General features: G+C 49.6%; 20 protein-coding genes and 4 pseudogenes. 19 read left to right on the plus strand and 5 right to left on the minus strand.

The genetic code is table 11. From position 1 onward, the window contains the following. Nucleotide 1: 1 nt before the first annotated feature. From ABDK09_14465 to ABDK09_14495, 7 genes and pseudogenes are all read left to right on the plus strand, one after another. Nucleotides 2–286, plus strand: coding sequence for a sarcosine oxidase subunit delta (locus tag ABDK09_14465; protein ID XAW90567.1), 285 nt, complete (start codon nt 2–4; stop codon nt 284–286). A 12-nt stretch (nt 287–298) separates the two neighbouring features. After that, the gene (locus tag ABDK09_14470) at nt 299–898 is read left to right on the plus strand and encodes a 2Fe-2S iron-sulfur cluster-binding protein (GenBank protein ID XAW90568.1); all 600 of its coding nucleotides are present in this window, start codon (nt 299–301) and stop codon (nt 896–898) included. After that, complete coding sequence (locus ABDK09_14475; protein ID XAW90747.1) at nt 849–2,195, plus strand: FAD-dependent oxidoreductase; 1,347 nt, start codon at nt 849–851, stop codon at nt 2,193–2,195. The genes ABDK09_14470 and ABDK09_14475 overlap by 50 nt, the downstream gene beginning before the upstream one ends. Next, nucleotides 2,134–3,318, plus strand: a complete 1,185-nt coding sequence (locus ABDK09_14480) for a glycine cleavage T C-terminal barrel domain-containing protein (GenBank protein ID XAW90569.1) — start codon at nt 2,134–2,136, stop codon at nt 3,316–3,318. The genes ABDK09_14475 and ABDK09_14480 overlap by 62 nt, the downstream gene beginning before the upstream one ends. Further along, complete coding sequence (locus ABDK09_14485) at nt 3,311–3,979, plus strand: sarcosine oxidase subunit gamma family protein (protein ID XAW90570.1); 669 nt, start codon at nt 3,311–3,313, stop codon at nt 3,977–3,979. Before ABDK09_14480 ends, ABDK09_14485 begins: the two co-directional genes overlap by 8 nt. Nucleotides 3,980–4,044: 65 nt before the next feature. Further along, nucleotides 4,045–4,915: pseudogene (purU, locus tag ABDK09_14490) on the plus strand (formyltetrahydrofolate deformylase). Nucleotides 4,916–4,929: 14 nt separating this feature from the next. Further along, nucleotides 4,930–6,310, plus strand: a pseudogene (locus ABDK09_14495) (L-serine ammonia-lyase). A 190-nt stretch (nt 6,311–6,500) separates the two neighbouring features. On the opposite strand, the gene ABDK09_14500 reads toward ABDK09_14495, so the two are convergent. Next, on the minus strand, nt 6,501–6,665 hold the full coding sequence (locus ABDK09_14500) for a hypothetical protein (GenBank protein ID XAW90571.1): 165 nt from the start codon (nt 6,663–6,665) through the stop codon (nt 6,501–6,503). Nucleotides 6,666–6,945: 280 nt separating this feature from the next. On the opposite strand from ABDK09_14500, the gene ABDK09_14505 reads away from it, so the two are divergent. The 3 genes and pseudogenes from ABDK09_14505 to ABDK09_14515 all read left to right on the plus strand — a co-directional run bounded on the left by ABDK09_14505 (nt 6,946) and on the right by ABDK09_14515 (nt 8,454). After that, nucleotides 6,946–7,542 carry a DJ-1/PfpI family protein gene (locus ABDK09_14505; protein ID XAW90572.1) on the plus strand — a complete coding sequence of 199 codons (597 nt, stop codon included), beginning with the start codon at nt 6,946–6,948 and terminating at the stop codon, nt 7,540–7,542. Between the two features lie 46 nt (nt 7,543–7,588). Next, nucleotides 7,589–7,996: a GFA family protein gene (locus ABDK09_14510; protein XAW90573.1), complete on the plus strand. Its 408-nt coding sequence runs from the start codon at nt 7,589–7,591 to the stop codon at nt 7,994–7,996. Between the two features lie 106 nt (nt 7,997–8,102). Further along, a pseudogene (locus ABDK09_14515) lies at nt 8,103–8,454 on the plus strand (DUF3147 family protein). 132 nt (nt 8,455–8,586) lie between these two features. Here ABDK09_14515 and ABDK09_14520 read toward each other — a convergent pair. Then, nucleotides 8,587–9,117, minus strand: a complete 531-nt coding sequence (locus ABDK09_14520) for a chorismate mutase (protein XAW90574.1) — start codon at nt 9,115–9,117, stop codon at nt 8,587–8,589. Between the two features lie 282 nt (nt 9,118–9,399). Between ABDK09_14520 and ABDK09_14525 the strand changes: the two genes are divergently transcribed. From ABDK09_14525 to ABDK09_14545, 5 genes are all read left to right on the plus strand, one after another. Next, nucleotides 9,400–10,365 carry a sulfatase-like hydrolase/transferase gene (locus ABDK09_14525; GenBank protein XAW90575.1) on the plus strand — a complete coding sequence of 322 codons (966 nt, stop codon included), beginning with the start codon at nt 9,400–9,402 and terminating at the stop codon, nt 10,363–10,365. After that, the gene (locus ABDK09_14530; GenBank protein XAW90576.1) at nt 10,346–10,990 is read left to right on the plus strand and encodes a sulfatase-like hydrolase/transferase; all 645 of its coding nucleotides are present in this window, start codon (nt 10,346–10,348) and stop codon (nt 10,988–10,990) included. Before ABDK09_14525 ends, ABDK09_14530 begins: the two co-directional genes overlap by 20 nt. 71 nt (nt 10,991–11,061) lie before the next feature. After that, nucleotides 11,062–12,294: an anaerobic sulfatase maturase gene (locus ABDK09_14535; GenBank protein ID XAW90577.1), complete on the plus strand. Its 1,233-nt coding sequence runs from the start codon at nt 11,062–11,064 to the stop codon at nt 12,292–12,294. Nucleotides 12,295–12,402: 108 nt separating this feature from the next. Continuing rightward, a complete protein-coding gene (locus ABDK09_14540) occupies nt 12,403–12,708 on the plus strand; it encodes a YkgJ family cysteine cluster protein (protein XAW90578.1) in 306 nt (101 codons plus the stop codon). 115 nt (nt 12,709–12,823) lie between these two features. After that, nucleotides 12,824–13,765, plus strand: coding sequence for a D-2-hydroxyacid dehydrogenase family protein (locus tag ABDK09_14545; protein ID XAW90579.1), 942 nt, complete (start codon nt 12,824–12,826; stop codon nt 13,763–13,765). Between the two features lie 38 nt (nt 13,766–13,803). Here the strand turns inward: ABDK09_14545 and ABDK09_14550 are convergent, their stop codons facing one another. Further along, nucleotides 13,804–14,709: a LysR family transcriptional regulator gene (locus ABDK09_14550; protein ID XAW90580.1), complete on the minus strand. Its 906-nt coding sequence runs from the start codon at nt 14,707–14,709 to the stop codon at nt 13,804–13,806. A 131-nt stretch (nt 14,710–14,840) separates the two neighbouring features. Between ABDK09_14550 and ABDK09_14555 the strand changes: the two genes are divergently transcribed. The 3 genes from ABDK09_14555 (at nt 14,841) to ABDK09_14565 (ending at nt 17,946) form a co-directional block, all read left to right on the plus strand. Continuing rightward, a complete protein-coding gene (locus ABDK09_14555) occupies nt 14,841–15,596 on the plus strand; it encodes an SDR family oxidoreductase (GenBank protein ID XAW90581.1) in 756 nt (251 codons plus the stop codon). Nucleotides 15,597–16,105: 509 nt separating this feature from the next. Continuing rightward, a complete protein-coding gene (locus tag ABDK09_14560) occupies nt 16,106–16,990 on the plus strand; it encodes an isochorismatase family protein (protein ID XAW90582.1) in 885 nt (294 codons plus the stop codon). 140 nt (nt 16,991–17,130) lie between these two features. Beyond that, nucleotides 17,131–17,946, plus strand: coding sequence for a siderophore-interacting protein (locus ABDK09_14565; GenBank protein ID XAW90583.1), 816 nt, complete (start codon nt 17,131–17,133; stop codon nt 17,944–17,946). A gap of 123 nt (nt 17,947–18,069) precedes the next feature. Here the strand turns inward: ABDK09_14565 and ABDK09_14570 are convergent, their stop codons facing one another. Both ABDK09_14570 and ABDK09_14575 read right to left on the minus strand, forming a co-directional pair. Next, nucleotides 18,070–19,689, minus strand: coding sequence for a (2,3-dihydroxybenzoyl)adenylate synthase (locus tag ABDK09_14570; protein XAW90584.1), 1,620 nt, complete (start codon nt 19,687–19,689; stop codon nt 18,070–18,072). Between the two features lie 8 nt (nt 19,690–19,697). Next, nucleotides 19,698–20,883 (minus strand): annotated as a pseudogene (locus ABDK09_14575) (isochorismate synthase). Nucleotides 20,884–21,079: 196 nt separating this feature from the next. Here ABDK09_14575 and ABDK09_14580 point away from each other — a divergent pair. Next, nucleotides 21,080–21,865: a 2,3-dihydro-2,3-dihydroxybenzoate dehydrogenase gene (locus tag ABDK09_14580; GenBank protein ID XAW90585.1), complete on the plus strand. Its 786-nt coding sequence runs from the start codon at nt 21,080–21,082 to the stop codon at nt 21,863–21,865. Nucleotides 21,866–21,916: the final 51 nt, after the last annotated feature.

Below are 21,916 nucleotides of genomic sequence, written 5' to 3' on the forward strand. Positions count from 1 at the left end.
TATGTTGCTGATCTATTGTCCTCACTGCGGTGAGTATCGTGAAGAAGAAGAGTTCCATGCTAAGGGCCAGGCGCACATTCAGCGCCCTCTGGACCCGGATTCATGCACAGACGAAGAGTGGGGCCAGTACCTGTTCTTCCGTAAAAACCCGCGTGGTCTTCACCACGAAATGTGGGTGCATTCAGCAGGTTGTCGCAAGTTCTTCAACGTGACCCGCGATACACAGACTTACGAAATCAAAGAAGTCTACAAAATTGGAGAGCAACCATCAGTGGTTGCGGAGTAAAGGAGTGTTAGGATGACACAGGTAAATCGTATTGCAGCGGAAAGCCGTATTGATCGCTCACAACCTGTTACTTTCCAGTTCAACGGAAAGTCTTATCGTGGTTTTAAAGGCGATACGCTGGCATCGGCACTACTGGCGAATGGTGTTGATGTTGTTGGCCGCAGTTTCAAATACAGCCGTCCACGCGGTATCGTCGCGGCGGGCGCAGAAGAGCCAAATGCAATTTTCCAAATTGGCGCCACTGAAGCGACTCAGGTTCCAAACGTTCGTGGTACACAGCAAGAGCTGTTTAACGGACTAGTCGGTCAGTCGACTAACGGCTGGCCAAATGTTGAAACCGACGTGATGGGTATCATCGGTAAAGTCGGTGGCAGCATGATGCCTCCTGGTTTCTACTACAAGACTTTCATGTATCCGAAGTCTATGTGGGAAACCTACGAAAAATTCATTCGTCGCGCTGCAGGTCTTGGCCGTTTCTCCACTGGAAAACGATCCGGATCGCTACGAAAACGTAAACCAGTACTGCGATGTTCTGGTTGTCGGTGCCGGCCCTGCTGGTCTGATGGCAGCTCTGGCTGCAGCACGCAGCGGCGCACGTGTAATTCTGGCTGATGAACAATCTGAAATGGGTGGTTCACTGCTGAGCTCAAAAGAGAAAATCAACGATCTTCCTGCGACCGAGTGGGTAAACGACGTAGTCTCTGAGCTGAAATCTTGTCCGGAAGTGATGCTACTGCCTCGTTCAACAGTGAACGGCTACCATGACCACAACTTCCTGACCATTCATGAACGTTGTACTGACCACCTGGCTGACCTGGCTCCGGTTAACACTGTCCGTCAGCGCATGCACCGTGTCCGTGCAAAATGGGTTGTACTGGCAACGGGTGCGCACGAGCGTCCACTGGTGTTCGGTAACAATGACCTGCCAGGCAGCATGCTGTGTGGCGCGATTTCGACCTACATCAACCGTTACTCGGTTGTACCAGGCGAAAAACTGGTAGTAATGACCACCAACGACAGCGGTTACCAGACTGCACTGGACTGGCATGAAGCCGGCCGTCAGGTTGTGGCTGTGGTTGATACCCGTGCTCAGGCTGACAGCGTTCTGATCCACAAAGCGACTCAGGCTGGCATCCGTGTCATCAAGGGTTCTGCAGTTATCGAAGCGCAAGGCAGCAAACGTGTGACGGGTGTTCGCGTGGCTCCAATCGACGCCAACGGCAACGCTGTGCGTGGTAAGGGCGAAATTCTGACTGCTGACACAGTGGCAACTTCTGGCGGTTTCAGTCCGGTTGTTCACCTGTCTTGTCACACTGGCAGCCGTCCGGTTTGGGACGATGAAGTTATTGGTTTCGTACCAGGTGCAACTAAGCAGAAGCAACTGATTGCCGGTGCTATTACTGGTAAGTTCACCACTGAAGCTGCAATGCAACAAGGTATCGAAGCAGGTATCAAAGCGATTCAGGAAGTCGGTCTGAGCGCGGTTGATGTTGCTATGCCAGCACTGAACACTGAAACTTCAGCAAAACCTATGGCGCTTTTCCATATCCCGCACGATAAGAAAACGTCTAAGGCACCAAAACAGTTTGTTGACTTCCAGAATGACGTAACTGCAGCCGGTATCGAGCTGGCGTGTCGTGAAGGTTTTGAGTCAATCGAACACGTAAAACGTTACACCGCAATGGGCTTTGGTACTGACCAGGGCAAACTGGGTAACATCAACGGTATGGCAATCACTGCGAAAGCACTGAACAAGACCATTCCTGAAACAGGTACTACCGTATTCCGTCCAAACTACACACCTGTGACGTTTGGTGCGATTGCCGGCCGTAACTGTAAAGAGCTGTTTGATCCTAAACGCTACACTGCAATGCATCAGTGGCACCTGGAGAAACGGCGCGAAATTTGAAGATGTTGGTCTTTGGAAACGTCCATGGTACTACCCTAAAGGTAATGAGACCATGCAACAGTCTCTGGACCGTGAATGTATGGCCGTCCGTGAGTCTGTGGGCATTCTGGATGCATCAACACTGGGTAAAATTGATATCCAGGGTAAAGATGCCCGTGAATTCCTGGGTCGCGTATACACCAACGCTTGGGCGAAACTGCCAGTAGGTAAGTGTCGTTACGGCCTGATGTGTGGTGAAGACGGTATGGTATTCGATGATGGTGTAACTTCATGCCTGAGCGAAAACCACTTCATGATGACCACGACAACCGGTGGCGCAGCGCGAGTACTGGAATGGCTGGAACTTTACCATCAAACCGAATGGCCGGATCTGGAAGTGTACTTCACTTCTGTGACTGACCACTGGGCGACAGCGACTATTTCTGGTCCGAACAGCCGCAAACTGTTGGAAGAACTGACTGACGCAGACCTGAGCAAAGATAACTTCGCGTTCATGGACTGGCAGCAAGCAACAGTGGCAGGTATTCCGGCTCGTATCTTCCGTATCTCGTTCACCGGCGAACTGTCTTTCGAGATCAACGTACAGGCTAACTACGGCATGCACGTTTGGAAGAAACTGATTGAACACGGTAAGAAGTACAACATCACACCTTACGGTACTGAAACCATGCACATTCTGCGTGCAGAAAAAGGCTTCATTATCGCAGGTCAGGATACAGACGGCAGCGTTCATCCACACGACCTTGGCATGAGCTGGTGTGTGGCGAACAGCAAGCCATTCAGCTACATCGGTAAGCGTGGTATGGCACGTGAAGACTGTGTACGTGATAACCGTAAACAGCTGGTCGGTCTGAAAACGATTGATCCAAACGTGGTACTGCCGGAAGGTTCACAAGGCGTCTTTGACCCGAATGCACCAATTCCGATGCCAATGGTGGGTCACATCACTTCAAGTTACTGGAGTGCTAACCTGAACCGCAGTATTGCGATGGGCTTTGTCAAAGGTGGCCTGAACCGCATGGGTGAGAAAGTATTCTACCCGCAGGTTGATGGCTCTGTTATCGAAGCTGAAATCTGTAGCCCTATTTTCTTGGATCCAAAAGGAGAGCGCCAACATGTCTGATTCTGTTGTGATTGATAAAGCAAACGTTCAAGGTGGCGTTGACCTGATGAACCAGATCCCTGGTGGAGAAATCCTCGGTGAATCACCACTGCATCACGCTGAGCTGGATAAACTGGCCAGCATGCCGGCCAAAGGCAAAGGCGTGGTTCTGAAAGAGCTGAAACTGATGGGTCACCTGACACTGCGTTGTGATGCATCCAATGAAGAGCAAACCAGTGCTGTGGAGTCCATTCTGGGCTTCCCGCTGCCACTGCAACCGCTGACTTCAACCTCAAAAGGAGACTACGCAGCGCGCTGGTTATCTCCTGATGAGTGGCTGATCACCGTTCCTGGTCTGGCAGCATTTGATGTCGAAGCGGCTTTCCGTGAGCGTTTGCCTGGACACTACTCGCTGGTAAACGGCAGTGGCGGTTCAACCATTCTGGAACTGTCTGGCCCATTTGCGGTAGACGTGCTGAAGAAATCGTGTCCAATCGATTTCCACCCAAGCGAGTTCCCGGCAGGTAAAGTGGTATCGAGCGTGTTCGCGAAAAGCGGCGCAATCATCCGCCGCATTGAAGATGAGCGTTTCGAGTTAGTGATTCGCCGCAGCTTCGCTGATTACCTGTGGTTGTGGCTTCAGGATGCGAGCCTGGAATACGGCTTAGCGATTGAAAAATAATACTAACCACAACATCTAATCTCACCGGCACTTTATGTGCCGGTCTTATTTGAGTAGAGGGATCTATGACGAATATGACTCAACCGTGGATTTTTACTGCCCGCTGTCCGAGTGTTGTCGGAACGGTCGATGTAGTAACACGTTACCTTGCTGAAGCAGGGCATTATATTGAAGAAATTCAGTCATTTGATGACCGAGCTTCTGGCCAGTTCTTTATCCGTATCGAATTTTTGCCGGCAGAAACAGGATGCGTTTGCACCCGAGGCATTTGATGAAGCGTTTGGCGCTCGTGCGGCAGACTTCTCAATGGAATGGAATTTGACGGCTCCGGGACATCGTACCCGTATGGCTATCATGGTGTCGAAATACGATCACTGTCTGAACGATCTGTTGTATCGCTACCGTACCGGCCAGCTCAAAGTGGAAGTGCCGCTGATCATCTCTAACCACCCGGATTTGGAAGAGTTAGCGAAATGGCACAACATCCCTTACTACCATCTTCCGGTCAGCGCAGAAACCAAACCACAGCAAGAGGCTGAAATTGTTCGCCTGCTGGATGAGTATGATATCGAACTGGTAGTTCTGGCGCGTTACATGCAGGTGCTGTCACCTTGGTTGTGTGAGCAATTAGACGGCAAAGCGATCAACATTCACCACTCATTGCTGCCTGGTTTTAAAGGCGCGCGACCTTACCATCAGGCCTGGGAAAAAGGCGTGAAGATGGTCGGTGCGACCGCTCATTATGTCAACAATGATCTGGACGAAGGTCCGATCATCGCCCAGGGCATTCAGGAAGTCGGTCATGCGCATTATCCGGAAGATTTGATCGCAAAAGGTCAGGACGTCGAACGTATCACGCTGTTTAACGCGCTCAAACATCATGTTGAACGTCGTGTGTTCTTGTCTGGTGACCGCACAATTATTCTTAGCCACTGACAGGAGTTGGGGCAATGTCAATCAGTGTATTTGATCTGTTTAAAATTGGTGTGGGGCCTTCGAGCTCCCACACTGTTGGTCCAATGGTTGCGGCCAAGCGTTTCGTCGATGAACTTGAAGAAAGCGGCAACCTAGAACAGACCGGTCGTATCGTCGTAAAACTGTTAGGTTCGCTCAGTGCGACCGGGGTTGGACACGGTACAGATTCCGCTATTTTGGTCGGGTTGATGGGTGAACTGCCGGATACGGTCGACACCTCAATCATCCCTATTGTCACCAAAGAACTCAAAGAAGGCGGCAACCTGTGGGTAAAACGCCAGAAGTCGATTCCGTTTAACTGGAAAGACGATATGCAGTTCTTGAATGACACCCATGCTTATCATCCTAATGCGATGGAAATTATCGCGTTGGCGGATGATGGTAAGACACTTTACCGTAATACCTACTTTTCGGTTGGTGGTGGCTTCATTCTGGATGAGAAAGAAGCTCAGGCTAACAACGAACATCCGGCAGAAGTCTCGGCACCGTACGATTTCGGTAACGGCGAAGAGCTGCTGCAACTGTGCAAACGTCATAACATGAATATTGCGCAGTTGATGATGGAAAATGAAAAGAGCTGGCGCCCGGAAAGCGAAATCCGTGAAAAACTGATTGGCATCTGGCGTGCAATGGAAACCTGTATTGCCAATGGTCTTAAAGCCGAAGGTATTCTGCCGGGTGGTTTGAACGTTAAACGCCGCGCCAAGAAATTGCATGAGTCTCTGGTGTACTGCACCAAGCCGAATGTGATCAGTTCAACCCTGAATGCGATGGACTGGGTTAACTTGTATGCGTTAGCGGTGAACGAAGAGAAACGCTGCGGGCGGTCGTATGGTGACTGCGCCGACCAACGGTGCGGCGGGGATCATCCCGGCAGTGCTGATGTACTATACCGAATTCACACCTGATGTAACGGATGACAACATTGTTGACTTCCTGCTTGCTTCTGCGGCGATTGGTATCTTGTGTAAGAAAAATGCCTCTATTTCCGGTGCGGAAGTGGGCTGTCAGGGCGAAGTGGGTTCTGCTTGTGCAATGGCTGCTGCGGGCTTGTGTGCAGTATTGGGCGGAACACCAGGACAAATCGAGAATGCGGCGGAAATCGGACTGGAGCACAACCTGGGTCTGACGTGTGACCCGGTTGGTGGTCTAGTTCAGGTACCGTGTATCGAGCGTAATGCGATTGCTGCAATGAAAGCAATCAACGCAGCCCAAATGGCATTACGTGGTGATGGCGAGCACTTTGTTTCTCTGGATAAAGTGATCAAAACCATGCGTGATACCGGTATGGATATGCAGGACAAATACAAAGAGACATCACGTGGCGGCCTAGCGGTTAACGTAATCGAATGTTAATCACCACCTTCGCGTGTGAGCTGTTCATCTCAGGTTGGTGGTGAGTGTGGCAAGCTGCAGTGCTATCGAAAATTCTCTGTGACATTGTTTGTTATTGCCGGCCAAGATGAAAACGGCGCCCTTTGGGGCGCCGTTTTTCTTTGTTCATCGCTCAGCAATCGACTTAATTGTTCATGATTGCCAAAGCAGGTTATTTCTGCAAGCGCTCAATCAGTTGCTGCTGATAGTCAGCCAGACGGGATGAGGATACGGATTGAAACGCCAGCGGCGTCAGATAGGCGGCTAAACTCGTTTGCGCGGTAAACCAGCTCCACACCAAGATCAGGCCCGCTTTAAGTAAGCTGCGTCTTTTCATTAATAAACTCCTTTTTAGTCAACGGAACAGGGGCAAAACTCACCGATTTAATTACATACAGTTGCATATTTTTCTGGCCGAAGAAATCACAGATAAGTAACCAAAAGTGAATGATAACAGGTGATTGATAACCAGCGGATTAATGCTTGTTAATAGAGGATAAGTTGCTTATTTTGGTTATAGCATGCCGTAATCTGCAGCATAACAAAAACGTTGAGGTGGACGTCATGCAAAGCAAAGCAGATAAGCCCATAGATACTGAACCGACAAGGAAGCCAATATGAATATCGCCATACTTACGTTTGAGGGTTTTAATGAGCTGGATTCCTTTATCGCCGCCGGTATTCTCAACCGGATGAAGCTCCACGGCTGGAATGTGCAGATCTGCAGTCCAACTGAACGTGTGACGTCAATGAACGGAGTGACGATTGAAGCGCAGCAACCGTTGGAATTTGCCAATCAGGCGGACGTTGTGTTGTTTGGCAGTGGTATCTATACCCGGGATATTGCTCATGATGAACAGCTGTTGTCGCGTCTAAAGCTTAATCCGGAGACCCAGCTGATCGGCGGCCAGTGTTCCGGCACCTTGTTGATGTCGAAGTTGGGTCTTCTCAATGATATTCCGGCCTGCACGGATTTGACCACCAAACCTTGGATGATGGAATCGGGCGTGACTGTGCTGGAGCAAGCATTTTATGCCCGTGGCAATGTCGCGACGGCTGGTGGATGTCTGGCGTCTGAATATCTGGCAGCATGGGTGATCGCTAAACTCGCCGATATAGAGCAGTGTCGTGCGGCACTGCACTATACTGCTCCGGTAGGGGAGAAAGAACAGCGGGTGGAGCACTGTCTGGCTGTGATCTCTGGGTATTTATAGTTTTTGCATAGTCAATTTTAATATCAGCGAATGAAGGAGTTAACTCATGGAGCGAGTCATTACCGGCGGTTGCTGCTGCGGCAGTGTTTCTTTTTCGGTCAAAGACGATTTCAGTCGTTTTTACTTGTGCCACTGTGAGCAGTGCCGAAAACTGACCGGCTCAGCGCACGCATCCAATTTATTTACCACGCCGGACAAACTGACCTGGATACGGGGCAAAGACAAGACCAAACGCTACGACCATCCTGAGCGGGCTTTTTCGAAAGTGTTTTGCACCGAGTGTGGTTCAGGTCTGCCGTTTGAGGCTAAAAATGGTCAGTGGCTATTAGTGCCGGCCGGCAGTCTGGATGAGGAGCCGACCAAGTTACCGGATGCCCAAATCTTCTGCGCCGAGCAGACGCACTGGCATCAGGCCGGAATGAGTGCGATTAAGCTGCCCGGATTTCCCAAATAGCCTGGCTTATCGCCGTTGCTCTGTGCTGCATCTCAGTTAAGGACAGGAGAAAAACAGCAGCTGCGCTTAGACTGTAGGCAGGGTTGTTGTCAATCAAAGGTGGCCTATGATCTGGCTGATAGTGAAATATCTGACGACCGCAGCGATTGTGGTACTGGTGTCTGAAGTCGCGAAACGCAGCGATAAAGCCGGCGCATTGGTGGCGGCTTTACCAACCGTGACCATACTGGCGCTGATTTGGATGTATCTCGAAGAGCAGGGCACGGCAAAGCTTGCCAATCACGCCTTTTATACCTTTTGGTATGTGCTGCCCACTTTGCCTATGTTTTTGCTGTTTCCGGTTTCTGCTCAGCCGCTACTCGTTCTGGTTAACCTTGCTGATCAGTGCTGTACTGTCGATCGTCTGTTTCTTTTTGACCGCGTTTATCGCCAGGTACTTTGACGTGCGTTTATGGTAGCAATCCGACTGGCTGATAAGGTGCGCAATGTGGGGCACCTTTTTGTGCCCCGAATGATATTGTTCGTTAGTCAGCATTTTAAATTAACAAGCATTTTCAGAACGTCACCATCCGCATCCTACAGCGTTGTGGTTAGTTCAGTTTGATGTCTGCCAGGGCGTTAAACAGCATCTCTTTATCGCTATCGTTGAGGTAACGGGCCGTCAGGGCTTGCTTAAAGGCCGGTAAATCACTAGCGGCAAAGGTGCCTCCTTGTGACAGATACTGCGCAATCTCAACGTTAATTTGTTTACCCAGTTTCAGCAGTTCCGGACGAATGACCTGATTCAAATCACGTGGTTGTGCTGTGGTACTCTGGCTGAGCAGATCGGCGCGGTAACGATATTGAATCGCTTTGGCAGCTGAAATCTGAGCTTTAAAAAATCCCACAATACTTTGCTTGTTAAGCCCTTGCTGCTGGGCGGAATCACTCGCTTTGTCGATCACTACGGCTTCACGTTCGATATCTTCGATCGGCTGATGATGGTTTGCTTTGTAGAGCGCGACATCTTCCATGTAGCTCAGGCGCTGATTGATGGCAGAAAATAGTTGATCCGGCGCCGGCGCGGCAAAAGTGTTGAAAGAGAGCAGAGCTGCGGCAAATAAAATCCTGGTAGAGCGCATGTGTATGTCCTTATTGGGAGCGTTGACCTAAATAAATGCCTATCTTAGAGCAAGTTAGTGCTTATTCAAGCCATTGCTTTTCTTATTTAGGTCAAGGACTTTCGTGTTCCAAGTTTTACACGCCGCGCTTTGAACCTCCTCACACGAGCACTCGTTTCAATCCGGGCATCTATTTACCTTTGCTTGTTTTTTCACCGCTTTGAGGTTGATATCACATAGGCAATTCTATGCATTTCCTAAAGTAGTAGAGGCACACTTAGTACCGATAATAAGGAAAATATTATGAACAGAAACGTCAGGCGGCTGACACCGGTAGCTTCGGTGTTGTGCTCGGTGCTTCCCGCAGTGGCAGCAGCTAAAACCGATCAACCGAATATTGTGGTGATCTTTGGCGATGATGTAGGTTGGCAAAATGTCAGCGCCTACGGCATGGGGGTGATGGGATATACCACTCCCAATATTGACCGAATTGCCAATGAGGGCATCAAGTTTACCGATCATTACGCGCAGCCAAGTTCCACCGCAGGGCGCGCGGCCTTTTTGACCGGTCAATATCCGATTCGTTCTGGGATGACGACAGTGGCGATGCCGGGCGGTGCTTTAGGTTTGAAAAAAGAATCTCCCTCCCTGGCGGAAGTATTAAAGCAAGTGGGGTACGCAACCGGACAGTTTGGTAAAAACCATTTAGGTGACCACAATTTTGCATTGCCAACTGTGCACGGTTTTGATGAGTTTTTTGGCAACCTCTATCACCTTAATACTCAGGAGGAGCACGAGCAACGCGACTATCAGAATTTTGCGAAAGCCTATTCCGGCTCAATTGAAGAGTATCATAAAAAATTCGGCACACGCGGTGTGTTGCATTGTTATGCCACTGAAACAGACGATAAGACCGATGATCCGCGTTTTGGCGTAGTGGGCAAACAGAAATGTACTGATACCGGGCCACTCGGTGGTGAGCGGATGAAGGATTTTGACCGTGCGGAGATGATCCCGGCTGCATTAACGTTCATCGATAAAGCGTTGCAAGAAGATAAGCCGTTCTTTACCTGGATCAACACCAGTCGCATGCATTTGTATACCCGGCTGAATGAGCAATGGCGTTACGCGGCAGAAAACTATACCAGTGAATACGATATGTACGGCAGCGGTATGCTGCAGCATGATGCCGACATCGGTTATTTACTCGACCAGCTCAAAGAAACGAGGGCTGAAAGAGAACACTATCGTGATTTATACCACGGATAACGGACCGGAACACTCTTCCTGGCCGCATGGTGGTACGACCCCGTTTCGCGGAGAGAAGATGACCACCTATGAGGGGGGCATACGCGTTCCTATGGTGGTGCGCTGGCCGAAAATGATTCCAGCCGGTCAGACACTGAATGGTATTCAGGGACATCAGGACCTGTTCGTGACCCTGGCCGACGCGGCCGGTGTGAAAGACGTCAAGCAACAGATGCTTAAAGAGAAAAAACAGTTCATTGACGGTGTCGATAACCTGGCTTACTGGGAAGGGAAGTCGGATAAGTCCGCGCGAAATCATATTTTCCACTATTTTGAAGGCCAGTTATCGGCGGTGCGGGTTGGTCCGTGGAAGTTCCACTTCGCGGTGGCTGAGCACTATTACGATAACCTGAAGCCGTTGGCTAAACCAAGGGTGTTCAACCTGAGGGCGGATCCGTTCGAAAGCTATGACAGTGTCGATTCCAATGGTCATTTGGTGCAGAAAATGTCCTGGTTGTTGGCTCCGGTGCAGGAAATGGTGCAGCAGCACGTTCAGTCGTTGGTTGATTATCCGCCAACACAGGGTGGTACAACGTTTGATATGGCGAAAACGATTGAAAAAGCCATGCAGCAAACCCAGCAGTAAAGCACAGCTATAGGCCAAACACTCATTTTGCCGTTGGCAGGGTGAGTGTTTACTTTATCAAAGGACTGACGATGAGAAAAATGCAGACCAGCGACAGCACGAAACTGGCGGTGGTGCCGTTGAAAACGGCACAAAAAGATCACAGTAGCCAGCCCGGTTACCAGCGTGATTTTCACGTGATGGCCAAGCCCGGCGGTTCAAAATGTAATATTGATTGTCAGTACTGCTTTTATTTACATAAAGAAGATTTGTTGCATCAGCCCAAACAGCCGAAAATGGATGACAGGACGCTGGAAGCCTTTATCCAGGGCTACATAGACGGTCATGACGGCCAGGAAATTGTATTTTCCTGGCAAGGAGGGGAGCCGACATTACTGGGGCTAGATTATTTTCGTAAGATAGTATCACTACAGCAAAAGTACCAACCACCCGGAGTAACCATTCATAACGATTTGCAGACAAACGGTCTGCTGCTCAATGATGAGTGGTGCCGTTTTCTTAAACAGCACGATTTTTTAGTCGGCTTATCGATCGACGGGCCGCGGGAGTTACATGACAAGTACCGCGTAACACGCAGTGGTAAACCTACCTTTGAGCGCCTGATGCAAGCCGTGCAGCGCCTCCGTCAGTATCAAGTCCCTTTCAATGCCCTGACTGTTGTAAACCGACACAATGCTCAATACCCGTTGGAGGTGTATCGTTTTCTGACTCGGGAGCTTGGCGCCACCTATATTCAGTTCACCCCGTGTGTTGAGCCGAAAGTTTATAAAAGTACCGCACCTCAGTTTTGGTCCGAGCAGGCAATTCCGACTTTAGGTAGTGATGAAAGCCATCCCGGCCACCCGATGTCTGTGGTGACTGACTGGTCGGTCGATGCTGAGGACTGGGGCCGGTTTTTGAGTGCTGTTTTTGAAGAGTGGGTCAATCACGACTTGGGCCGGGTATTGGTCAACTTGTTTGAAACCGCTGTGGCGCAAACCATGGGGCATGCGGCTCAGACCTGCGTGACCTCTGAATTTTGCGGCAAGGCCCTGGCGATTGAGCACGATGGCAGCGTGTTTTCCTGTGACCATTTTGTTTATCCCGAGTATAAACTAGGCAACATCAGCCAGATACCGCTGAACGAGATGGCTTTTTCGATCCGACAGGAAGGATTTGGTATGTCGAAACGCGATAGCCTTCCGCAATGGACGCCGGATGGTGAAATTGGGCTGAGTTATTTATGCCCTGGCTTGAAATCCTTTTTTGATTATGCGACTCCCATTCTGGTTGGTATCAGCGAGGTGCTGCAGCGCAGAGTCTGATGAAAGTTGGTTTAAGAACGTGCTGAACAGACAGAGGACAAAAGAGATTAGTGGATTACAGCCAGTGGTATAACAGGTATGATGCTCAATTGAACCAAGGCCTGTGCTATGAATATTCCTGTTAAAACCGATACCAATCCGCCCGTTTTATGCTCAAACTGCAAAGCCTGCTGTTGCCGCCTGGAAGTGATGATCCTCACTGATACCGGTGTGCCGGAAGAGTTCATCAGTCGTGATAAATGGGGCGGTGAAACCATGAAACGTCTCGATGACGGCTGGTGTGCTGCTATCGATCGTGAAACCTTCATGTGCACCATCTACGAGAACCGTCCTTGGATTTGCCGCGAATTTGAAATGGGTTCGTATGAATGCCGTGACGAGCGCGACGAATTTTTTCAAACTCAGTCATCATAATTACTTCATAACCAGGTTGTTATCCGAATCCAGATGCTATGTTAATGGCGGAGCCATTGAATAAGCGCAGTGCTGATCTATCGGCGATTATGCTTTTAGTATAAGGATGAAGCTGTTGAATATAGCGATTTTGGATGACTATCAGGATGTGGTGCAATCACTCGATTGTTTCGGCTTACTGGCCGGGCACAATGTTACCGTAATAACCCAAACACTGCCTGAGAGTGTGTTAGTAGACAAACTGGCCGATATGGATGCTCTGGTGCTGATTCGCGAACGAACGCAAATTACCGCATCTTTATTAAACGCATTACCTAAGTTGCAGGTGATTAGCCAGACCGGTAGGGTCAGTAATCATATTGATCCCGAACTATGCGCCCGTTTTGGGGTTCAGGTTTTGGAGGGAGTCGGTTCACCTGTCGCTCCGGCAGAACTGTGCTGGGCACTCATCATGGCAGCATCACGGCATATTCCCGCATACAGCAGCAACCTGTTGCAATATCGCTGGCAGGACAGCAACCAACTCGGCCTCGGCCGCAGCCTGAATGGTCTTACACTCGGCATCTGGGGGGACGGCAAGATTGGTCAGCGAATTGCCCGCTATGCAAACGCGTTTGAAATGCAAGTGCTGGTGTGGGGTAGTGAAGCGTCCCGTCAGCGCGCCGCAGAAGATGGCTTTGTGGCCGCAGAGTCCAAAGCGGCATTTTTCTCTCAGGCCGACGTGCTTTCACTTCATCTGCGTTTGAATCAGGTCACCAAAGGCTGCGTGACCGCAGATGATCTGCGGCAGATGAAACCGGACTCGCTGTTTGTTAACACCAGTCGTGCCGAGCTGGTGGAGAGCAAGGCACTGTATCAGGAACTGAGTGCCTGTCCGAGTAAGCGGGCCGCGGTGGATGTGTTTGTACACGAACCTGCATCAACGCAAAACGAGCCTCTGTTATCACTGCCTAACGTCGTTGCCACGCCTCATTTAGGCTACGTAGAACGTAATAGTTACGAGCTCTATTTTCGTAAGGCATTTGAAAATTTGCTGACCTATATTGCCGGGCGGTAAACCTTTATATACTAACAGTAAATATAGTTTTGGCGGTTTCAGTTTGGGTCATTGCAGCTGTTGAATGCCAGAGTCAGCCACTGCATAAATGCGGTGACTTTCCGCGGTGTATATTGTCGTGATTCATACACAATCGACACAGGCATAGGTTTACAGCGGTGGTGAGGTAGAACTTCGACCAACTCGCCAGAGTTTAAATATTTTTGCGCGCCCAGTTTAGGCAATTGCACAATCCCCAGGCCGCTCAGGCACGAGGCCATATAAGCATGGGTGGTGCTGACCGTGACGCGTTGTGGGACGGTGACAAAGCGATCTCCATCTGGGGTGCTGTATTCAAACCCGCCGGGCTGGCCAGTATGACTGCTCGAATATCCGATAAGATAATGTTGCCCGAGCTCTTCGAGCGTGTTTGGCACGCCATGTTGCAGGGCATATTCACGGCTGACGCAGTTGATCACGTCCATCTGTCCTAATCTTTTGCCTATCAGTGTACTGTCCTGCAATTCCCCCATCCTGACCACAAAGTCGACCCGCTCTTCGATCGGATTAATACGATGGTCGACACCAAGCAGTTTAACCTCTGTTTTTGGGTGTTGTGTAAACCATTCATGGATACGTGGCAGAACAACATTGGTGTAAAAACTGCCTGGCATATCGACACAGATAACTCCGCTTAATTCTCCCGATTGCTGTTGAAACTGGCCTTCAAATTCATCAAGTTGTTGGAGAAATTGCTGACATTTTGCCAGATACTGTTCGCCTTGTTCGGTGAGTGTGACATTACGTGTACTGCGATGTAGTAAGCGGACTGTTAAATGTTGTTCCAGCTTAGTTATCGAAGAGGATATCGCAGATTTCGGTAAATTGAGCTGTTCCGATGCCTTGGTAAAGCTACTGGTATAGGCGACAGCGACAAAGCGCTTCATTGCCTCAATTCTGTCCATAACTCACTTATTTTGTCTTTTACTGTTCGTATTATGTGAACAGTATTGTTTGGGTTGTGGTGTTTATCAATCTTAATTCGCCGCTTAAGCTGTTCTGTACTAAGTGTAAACACCAACCAAAAGGCCGAAAGATGAGAAAACTGATATTAATTACCGGTGGTAGTCGTGGTTTAGGACGCAGCGGGGCTATCGCCTTGGCGAAGAGCGGAGTAGATGTACTTCTGACCTACAAGCAGAATAAACAGGCAGCACAGGAGGTGGTGGACATGGTCATCAGTCACGGAGTGAAAGGCTATGCCATACAGTGTGATACAACCGACATCGAAGAGTTCCCGGGTTTCTCCCGTCAGCTAAAACAGGTACTTGAAGCAGAGTTTAATCGCAGTACGATTGATTACTTACTTAACAATGCGGGAACAGGAATACATGCATCAATCGAACACACCCAAATTGAACAACTGGAAGAAATGTTAGCGGTGCATGTCAAAGGTCCTTACTTCATGACTCAGGAATTATTGCCATTGATTGAAGCGGGTGGACATATAATCAATGTCTCTTCCGGTCTGACGCGTTTTTCGTTACCGGGGTCGGCGCCTTATGCGATGGCTAAGGGAGCAGTCGAAGTGATGACCAGATACATGGCGAAAGAATTCTCCGACCGAAATATTCGGGTCAATACCTTGGCGCCAGGGGCCATAGCGACCGATTTCAGGAACGGAGCGATCAAACAAAGCGAGCAGGCTCAGCAGTTTGTCTCTTCCGTTACTGCATTGGGCAGAGTCGGGGAAGCGGATGATATTGGTAAGGCGCTGGCTGCAATATTTAGTGATGGCTTTCAGTGGATAACCGGACAAAGAATCGAAGTGTCAGGCGGTATGTTTTTATAGAGTGAGTGCCGGTTGACTTAGTTAATCGTGCTGCGCCTGCAGAATAGTTTCGCTAAGCTACATGATTTTTATCAGGGGCGTTCATCGCCCCTTTTTCATGTTTATCACTATTCTGCGTATCCGAGGGCCCCACAAGCTCTTATGACTTCACCTTCAGGCTCTGTTTACTTGGCCACGATGAATATATGAGGCTGTCAGTCACTGTCATATATAGCGAGTTTCAAGATTGTCATTCGGGCGGATTGCCCACTTATTTTTGCGTGCTTTTTCTTTCGTTCATGGCGTAAATCAGACTTACATTCCAGAAAACAAACTCAGATTAAACTAATAAATGGAAATGAGAATGACTATCGTTTACATGGTGTCGGTGGGTTGATATTATCCAATCAGTTTGACGCATCATCACCCGGCATAAGCACTGGAGCCTTTTCGCACCTGTTATGCGGGATGAAGCGCACACTAACAACGTCTAATCTAATAAAAGAAAATAATTGAAGGATCCGGACTCTATGGCAATTCCAAAAATTACAGGGTACCCGTTACCGGCTGATCATGAATACCCGCAGAACAAAACTCAGTGGCGGATAGAGGCGAACAAAGCCGTGCTGCTAATTCACGATATGCAGGACTACTTTGTCAACTTTTTTGCTGCTGGTCAGTCGCCGATGAGTGACATCATCGGCAATATTCAACGCTTAAAAAGTATCGTCAAAGCGGTGGGCATCCCTGTTGTTTATACTGCGCAACCAGCTAATCAGAAGCCAGAGGAGCGCGCTTTGTTAACCGACTTTTGGGGGCCGGGGCTGCAGGATGAAACCGCAGTCATCGAAGCACTGTCACCAGAGCCGGATGATATTGAGTATGTAAAGTGGCGTTACAGTGCATTCAAGAAAACGCCGCTGCTTGAGTTTATGAAGGAGCAAAACAGGGATCAACTGATTATCTGTGGGGTGTATGGCCACATCGGTATTTTATCTACCGCTCTTGAGGCTTTCATGCTGGACATAAAACCTTTTGTGATTGGTGATGCTATCGCAGATTTTTCCCATCAGGAACATGTGCACACACTGAAGTATCTGGCTGGTCGTGCGGCAAATGTGCAGACGCTCTCCAGTGTCGAGCAGGCATTGTCAGCAGAGACAGAATTAACACTGGATCAAATGTGTCTTGATGTCGCACAAGTATTATCACTTGAGCCTGAAGAAATCGATGTAAGTGAAAACTTGCTGTTTTTTGGCCTTGATTCGATTCGTGCCATGACCTTACTGGAAAAATGGCGTCCGTACGGAGTTACAGTGACTTTTGCTGAATTGATTGAGAAAGTGACGCTGCAGGAGTGGTGGACCTTGATCCATGACACACGCAGCCAAACGGCAATCAAAAACGTCGCTTAGCCAAGCGTTATATTCACAGTGTCGCCTGCCAGCAGCGTATCTCAGGTCAGATACCTCAGAGTGGCAATGGTTGGCAGAAAAAGACATGGACAGGCTTTGTCATGCCTTGCAGACAAAGCCTTTTTCTTCGGAGAGTAATCATGAGTGAACAGCAACCAAGACAAGTGTTGCCTAAATTGTTGCATTTTGTGCGCAAAGAGCAGATTTCGCAGCACTTGGTGCGTGTGTTCGTTACAGGCGAAGAGTTAACAGGACTGACAGAGGACTGTCACGGCGCACACATTAAGCTGTTTTTCGCGAATCAGCACAGTGGCGTGTTACAACTGCCTGTTTTTCACGAAGGTGAAGTCTCCTGGCCGGAGCATAAACCCGTTTCACGTGCTTACAGTGTACGTTGGTACGATCCGGTGGCAAACGAGATGGCGATTGATTTTGTGCTGCATGGTGACGATAGCCCGGGATCGGGGTGGGCGATTCATGCCAAACCGGGGGATTACATCGGAATGGCGGGGCCTGCGGGTCCGAATCCGCTGCTGGCGCCAGCTGACTGGCATCTGTTAGTTGGTGATCTGACGGCGCTACCAGCGATCAGTGCTGTTGTGGAACGTTTGCCGCAGCAGGCATGCGGAGAAGTTTGGATTGAACTCGATTCACTGCAGGATAGGATTGAGGTTAAGCATCCGGCCGGGATCAGCATCAACTGGAAACTGCGTTCAGCCGAAGACCCGATGCCTTTGGTAAAGCAAATCAAAAGTATTGTGCCACCATCAGAGGCACAAAGTCTGTCGGCATTTATTGCCGGAGAAAACAGCACCGTTGTTGAATGTCGTCGCTATCTGACTCAACATCTCGGCATTGATCGTAAGCGGGTTTACGCCGTACCGTATTGGAAAAGAGGTGTTACGGAAGAAGCCTATCATATGGAGCGCCATGCGGTGATGGATGCCGTAGACTAAACCTGATTAATCGATTGACCTTACTATGTCATCTACTTACGTCAAACAGCCCGCTGATGCGGGCTGTTTGGTTTATCTTCATCCAGAGTGAGTCATCAATCCTTTAATGACCACCAGACAAAGTCAGCCGTATAAAGCGCGCAACTCCTTTTTGTCCACTTTTCCGACGGAGGTTTTTGGCAGCACTTCACGAAACTGGATCTGATCAGGCAGTTTATAATCCGCGATGTCCAGGTCGCGCAAAAAGTGTTTCAACTCCAGCGATTTTACTGATTGACCATCTCGTTTGACCACGATCGCACAACTGCGTTCTCCCAGATACTGATCGGGAATTGCTATCAAAGCCACATCGTGTACCGCGTGATGACGCAGCAGATAGTTTTCAATTTCTTCAGCGGCGATTTTTTCGCCTCCCCGGTTAATTTGATCTTTGTCGCGTCCGGTTACCGTGATGTTGCCTTGTTCAGTACGTCTGACAATATCGCCGGTACGATAATAGCCGTCGGAGGTAAACGACCGCTCATTGTGTGCCGGCGCGCGATAGTAGCCACGAATAGTATATGGGCCCTGAGTGAGTAAAAAGCCCTCTTCGCCAACGGCCACATCTTGGTCGTATTCATCCACCACACGTACCTGATCATGAGCTGAAATCGGTCGCCCCTGAGTACAGGCGATGACCTCGTTATCGTCACCGAGGCGGGTGTAGTTAACCAGACCTTCAGCCATGCCAAAGACTTGCTGCAAGCGGCAATGGAGTTTTTCCGGCACGGCCCGGGCTGCGGTTTCACTCAGCTTGGATCCACCGACCAGCAGGTGCTGCAGGCTAGAAATGTCTTCGCTGGCTTTGTCTGCATAGTCCATCCACAATAACGCTAATGGTGGTACCAGAGCTGATACGGTAATGCGATGGCGCTCAATCAGTTCAAAGGCAACTTGCGGGGTTGGATCCTGCGCCGGTATCACACAGCCGCCCACCCAGAATACCCCCAATGCGCCCGGAGAGCTGAGCGGAAAATTATGGGCAACGGGCAGGGCACACAAAAAGCGAGTCGTTGCATCAAACTGACAGATGTCTACGCTCGCTGTCACACTGTAAGCATAGTCATTATGGGTCCTCGGAATCAATTTAGGTGTTCCTGTTGTTCCGCCGGAAAGCTGGAAGAACGCGATGTCATCCGGGGCAGCATTCTGCTCGGAAAGAGGAGGCATAAGACATGAGTCAAGAGAAACAAAACGCGGATCTGATACGGTGACCTCGCCCCGCACAATGACATGCTCAACGCTCGGACACGATGCGATCACCTCTGTCGCTAAATTCTGGTAACAGGGAGTGTGGCTCTGACCATCAATCAGATAGGCTTTGGCATCTGAATGATTACAAAAGTAGCTTATTTCCATCTTACGATGTGCGGGCAGAGCGAGCACCGGGCGTACACCAATCTGTAGCAGGGCAAAAAAGCACTGGTAAAACTCGGCAATATTGGTCATTTGCAGGACGACATTATCGCCACGTTGTAAACCCAATGCCTGAAAACCTGCGGCTAATTGTGCTGAAGTATGAATAAGCTCAGAATAAGTCAGGGAGCGTTCGCCACAAATGATGGCATCTTGACTACTGAATTCCTGGCCGGTTTCCAGTAAATAATCCAGCAAGGTTTTATCCTGCCAGTATCCAAGGGCGCGATACTGGTTGGCTAACTCGAGCGGCCAGGGCGTGAAATCTAACTCTCGTGGTGCGTTCATTGTTGTTCCTAGACTGTAAGTAATTCATTGAGCTGGATACCAGCGGCGGAAAGGATGGTGCCCATTTTGGCGCCGGTTTCATCCAGTTCACTTTGCGGCACGGATTCGTTAACGATGCCGGCACCCGCATAGATTTTCATTTGGCGTTTTTGTACTTCCGCGCAACGGATGGTTACGACCCATTCACCGTTACCTCGCGAATCACACCAGCCAATCATGCCGGTGAAATAGCCGCGGTCATATTGTTCAATAGAGCGAATCGCTTCATAAGCGTTGACGCGGGGGTAACCGCATACAGCTGGCGTAGGGTGCAGATCAGACGCAATTTTCAGCACATTGAGATCTGGGTCCCGGGCCTGGCCGTCCAGCACCGTGGACAGATGCAGCATGGTTTGGGTTTCAATCACTGACGGTACCATGGGGGTGTATAGGCTATGACAATATTGATTCAGTACCCGCTCGACCTCTTCAACGACCAGACCATGTTCGTGCAGATCTTTACGGGTATTGAGCAGCGAATGACGAGCTGTTTCGTTTTCTGCTGGCGATGCCGAGAGAGGCCGTGATCCTGCCAGCGGGTTGGAAATAACCTGACTGCCTTTTTTGGCAACCAGTAGCTCCGGGCTGGCACCAATCAGTTTGACTCCCGGACCGGTATCGGCGGCAAACGTGTAGCCATGGCTGTTATTCGCCCATAGGTTGCGAAGCAGGCCTGGCATATGAATGTCTTGATCTGTCTCAATTTCAACCGCACGGGACAGGACCGCTTTGGCCAGATTGGTTGTGGCGAATAAGTTAAGCAGGCTGGAAACACCTTGACGGTAATTATGTCCGGAAGGTGAAGATATCACTTTTGCCTGTGACGCCGTGTTTTGTGCCTCTTGTTTGAGGCAACGATGGCTTCCGGCAATATACAGTTGCTGAGGAATAAAAAAGCGGGTCGGATTTTCCGGCCTGAAGGGCACAATGCCGAATAGCACCGGGTTATCCGCTGGGTGTTGTTTCGCTGTCTGCAGCATCGACTGTGCGTGTTCGGCGAGTTGGTCAAAAGGAAGTGCCTGATGCAGTTTCCTGTTCAACACCAACCCCCAGTAAGGTATTACTCGGAGAAGCAAAGAAAAATGGCGCGTTCAGTTGTGGATCGCTCAGCAGATCATTTTCCATTCTGCTGTAACCAATGACTTCACGTTGCATTTGGAATCCCTCTTTCATTTTTAACCAGACAATTTGCCAATTCACCCTGCAATGGGTAGATTTATAAGAACACAAATGATAATGAGTATCACTATTGTTTGTTAATTATTATCATCTATTGCGTTAATGTCACGCTCTGCCGCGAATTAATTCATAAAACAGTCACTAGCTGACTGGTTAACAAGGAGTCATATCAATGAAACAATCATTCGAAGGTCAGGTGGTGTTGGTAACCGGTGCTGCACGGGGAATCGGTCTGAGTGTGGTGGAGTTGCTTCTGCAACATGAGGCGCGGGTGTTGGCGACGGATATCAATATGGAAACCCTACTGGATAACACCGAGTCATTACGCACAACCTTTGCCGGGCATTTACATTGTGCCGCGCTGGATGTGTCACGTCCTGAAACGTCACAAGAACACATCAGAGTATTACGCCAGCATTTCGGGCAGATTGATCATCTGGTGAGCTGTGCCGGTATTCTGCATCCGGGGATGCTGAGGGATATGCCTTTTGCTCAGGTACACGACACGTTTATGGTCAACACCTTTGGCATATTGGGTGTTATGCAGGCGCTAAGCAGCGAAATGCAGCAGGCCGGCCGGGGCTCGATGGTGGTCGTAGGGTCGAATGCAGCCAATACTCCACGGCCCAATATGGGAGCTTATGCTGCATCAAAATCCGCCCTGCACATGTTAGTGAAGTGCATGGCCATTGAGCTGGCGCCCTATGGTGTGCGTTGCAATCTGGTCAGCCCGGGGTCAACCCGTACTGATATGCAGATGCAGTTGTGGAACGATCACTATGGTGAAGCGCAAGTGATTGCTGGTGATAGCAGCCAGTACCGCCTGGGGATTCCGCTGCAAAAACTGGCTGAGCCTGAAGATATCGCGCGCAGTATCCTGTTTCTGCTTTCTGACGCAGCCAACCATATAACCATGCATGACCTGCGCGTTGATGGTGGTGCAACACTCGACAACTAAAGATATCCAATCCGAACCATTTTAAATCAGAGCCAACCGGGACGTCGTGTG

Source organism: Vibrio sp. CDRSL-10 TSBA (genome assembly GCA_039696685.1).
Classification (GTDB): Bacteria; Pseudomonadota; Gammaproteobacteria; order Enterobacterales; family Vibrionaceae; genus Vibrio.